Here is a 3,367-nt window from a genome sequence, read left to right as displayed (position 1 = left end):
GTTGGGCCGCTGGAGTCTGGACAAAGAAAAAGCGCCGCCGGCAGTTTGCCGCGGCACTTGCTTCTCTTACTCTTTATTGCGGATCGACTGGATCTGATAATCACCATACTGATCGATGACAACTTCATAAATGTATTCGTGGTTGATGGTCACGAGCGTGCCATCGGTTTTGTCGACGAATGTAAATTTCGCAGAAACGGCGACATCTGCAGAGAAGTCGTAAATCTGGACATCCGTAATATTCGATTCGACTGACTGGAATGTGCGGTCTTCCGTCTTCATGGCTTCGACCATTTCGACAACGGCTGTTTCAGCCTGGGTGCCGGCGAGCAGGAAGAATTTATAAAACTTGCCTTCCTGATATTCGAGTGAAGGGGCGATCAGGTCATAGAAATCTCTCATGAAGCTGCGCAGCAATTCTTCCGTGAGCTCCACTTCCTGGATTTCAGGTACAACCACTTCTGCGCCGTCCTGTTCCACCGGAATGTCCTTGGCTGCCCATTGTTCCAGCTGATCGTTGACCTGATGCAGCGGAATGGCGTAGCCGATTTTCGGATTTTCCGTAAGGACGATCGAATTGATGCCCAGCACTCTGCCGGTCAGCGAAGATATCAACGGTCCGCCGCTTGAGCCAAGTTTAATCTCGGCGCTCATTTCGTATAGATTGTCATACTGGTAGACGTCTGAAAAGCTTTTGCCGATGGACGTGATTTCACCGATGGTGGACGTATTATTGACGTTCCCCGGACTCCCTAAAGTGAACACCGGCGTATGCACCGGCACTTCGGACAATTCCATGCCAAGCGGCTTCTTGCCTTTCAGTCCATCCACACGGATCAGCGCGATGTCGGTTGTTTCAGAAATCCCGACAATTCGGCCGTCGTAAAATTCACCGTCGCTGCTCATGACAGTGACAAACGATGAGCCATCCACGACGTGGGCATTGGTTACGATGTCCCCTTTTTGATTGAACAGGAAACCTGAACCCTGGTCTGAGTCGGTATAGATTGTGTAGACCGCCGATTTCGAGTTGGCGATCAGTGTTTCAAGATTGACCGGCTCCACTTTCGGGCCTTCATCCACCGGTTCAGTCGGAAGTTCCTTTTCAACGACTGTTTCCAGTTCTTCGCCGCTGTTCGTCAGATCGGTAACGACACCTTCCGGCTGTACAGCTTCTTCGGAAGCAATTCCCTGCGGAACTTCCAGTACGATCTGGTTGTTATAGCCTCTGCCTTCGAATGAAGTTTTTTCCAGCGACTCTCTTATGGCTTCGGCATTGTCATCATTTCCCGGGAAATAAACTGCCAGGGCAATGGCGAGCACTGCAAAAAATAGTACAGAAACAAGGACTGCTTTTACCCGGGTGGATTTATTTTTTTTATTATCTATTCTCGTATTCATATTATCAGCTCTCTTTTCTCGTTCATGCTTATTATATAGACGGATGAAGGTGATGTATAGTTTCAAAAATGTTTCAAAACATTACAGTTTAATATAATTTTTATTCGTTTGTAATAGATTGGAAAGTTAGAAATTTTTCTTCTATTCATTCTCTTGTAAAGGCTTGAACGCTGGTGCCGGAAGCACTTCCAGAGTTCTGCGAAGATAAATTCCCTTAAGTGAAAATGCTCTTTTTCTATAATATATGATAAGATGTGAATTGGTGATTTAAACGATTCCTGATTCTGTCCATCGCAAATAAGCAATAGTATCGATTGAAAATACGATGAATAGCATATAAAATTAAATGAGGAAAATTAGAGGTGAGATTTTGAAAAGAAATATTTGGATTTACTTTATTCTACTACAACCGTTTTTGGATGTGGCCACAAACTTCATTTTGAAGAATTTCGATTTCCCGATCACAATCGGTGTCGTTGTCCGGATGCTCTTCCTTGCGCTGGCGTTCGTATTCGCAATGAATCATTTTATTCAGCATAAAGAGAAAAAGCTTCTGCTTTTGAATCTTGCTGTGTACGCTTACCTGGCAGTGAATTTTATCGTCAACTTCATCTGGAAAGACAGCTTCAGTTTTATGGCAGAAGCTGAATTCCTCGCTAAAACCGCATACCCTGTCCAGTTATTCTTTGTCTTCTACATACTCGTAAAAAATAAATGGCTGACGAAGGAGAAGATTGTCCAGTTGCTGACAATCAATTTATTGGCCATATCGGCGTTCATTATACTGCCGACACTGTTCAATATTTCTTTTGAAAGTTATAACGAATTTTATGAAGGCACCATCGGCTGGTTTAATGCCGCCAATGAAATCGGGGCAATTGTCGCGTTCCTTACGCCGCTCGCCATATGGGGCATGTATAAGAAATTGACGGGATGGCTCGGCATTGCCACAGTATTCGCATCCGTTTATACGGCTTACCTGATCGGCACCAAAGTGTCACTGGGTTCCGTGATTCTGGTTCTGGTCATCTTCTCGATTTATATTCTGGCAAGAAACCGCTTCAGACTGAGTAAACCATTCTTCATCGTTTTCCTGCCGTTGATCGTGCTTTTGATAAGCCTCAACCAGGCTCCCGCCGTACAGAATATCGAAAATGTGCGTGCTGACCTGGAGGCGCGGGAACAGCGGTTTGAAAACCGTGAAGAAATTTACGACCGTGAACAGGTTCAGAAACTCGAAGAAATTGAGCGGCTGAAAGAACTCAGCCACCCAACCATCACCAAGATTGTTTCTTCAAGAGACCTGTTTGTTATCCAGCATTATGAAAAGTATGTCGACGCCGATCCTGCGCGCATCGCGTTAGGTATGGGTTACGCGGCTGATTACGATTTCGAGGAAAAAATCACCGAGATGGACTTCTTCGACTTCTTCTTCTCATTCGGTATCGTTGGATTGCTGCTGGCAATTGTGGCATTGTTCAAGCCGGCGGTACGAATTGTGAAAGCGATCTGGCTGCGCATCACGCGCCGCAAAGAAAACAGCTACCTGTATTCGCTGCTGCTGTCCGTCATCCTGATCCTCGGCATTTCCTTCATAGCCGGTCACGTGATATTCGCGCCTGGCGTGAGCATCTACCTGGTCATCGGCCTGGCGCTGCTGTCAGTTCTTGCGGAGCATGAGACGGGTGCTGCGGAGTATGAGACGATTGATAGTGTTCCTGGGGAACGATAATATGATAGTAGAGATATAATATGACTATGTGCAGAAGCCTCCCTCTTTTTGAGGGGGCTTCTTTTTTGGTTGTGTGGTGAGGGGAATTGTTTCGTGGATAGCAGAGTTTGTTTGACGGATAGGCTTGTTTGTTTCACGGATAGCGTGATTTGCTTAATGGATAACGGTTTTTATCTCACGAGTAGACTTTTGCTGTGGGTTTCTCCAAAAGAAAAGTGCATTTTTGATGGAAAG

General features: G+C 45.6%; 2 protein-coding genes. One reads left to right on the top strand and one right to left on the bottom strand.

Translation table 11 applies throughout. The features are described 5' to 3' along the window. Positions 1–66 precede the first annotated feature (66 nt). Positions 67–1,401 carry a S1C family serine protease gene (locus KW93_RS10690; RefSeq protein WP_052131567.1) on the bottom strand — a complete coding sequence of 445 codons (1,335 nt, stop codon included), beginning with the start codon at positions 1,399–1,401 and terminating at the stop codon, positions 67–69. Between the two features lie 370 nt (positions 1,402–1,771). Between KW93_RS10690 and KW93_RS10685 the strand changes: the two genes are divergently transcribed. Then, entirely contained in the window at positions 1,772–3,133 is a 1,362-nt protein-coding gene (locus KW93_RS10685) for an O-antigen ligase family protein (RefSeq protein ID WP_033543004.1), read from the top strand. The last annotated feature ends 234 nt before the right edge of the window (positions 3,134–3,367 follow it).

It is taken from the genome of Planococcus sp. CAU13, from assembly GCF_000775575.1.
In the GTDB taxonomy this organism is placed as follows: Bacteria; Bacillota; Bacilli; order Bacillales_A; family Planococcaceae; genus Planococcus.
This window is presented reverse-complemented; position numbering and strand designations above follow the sequence as displayed.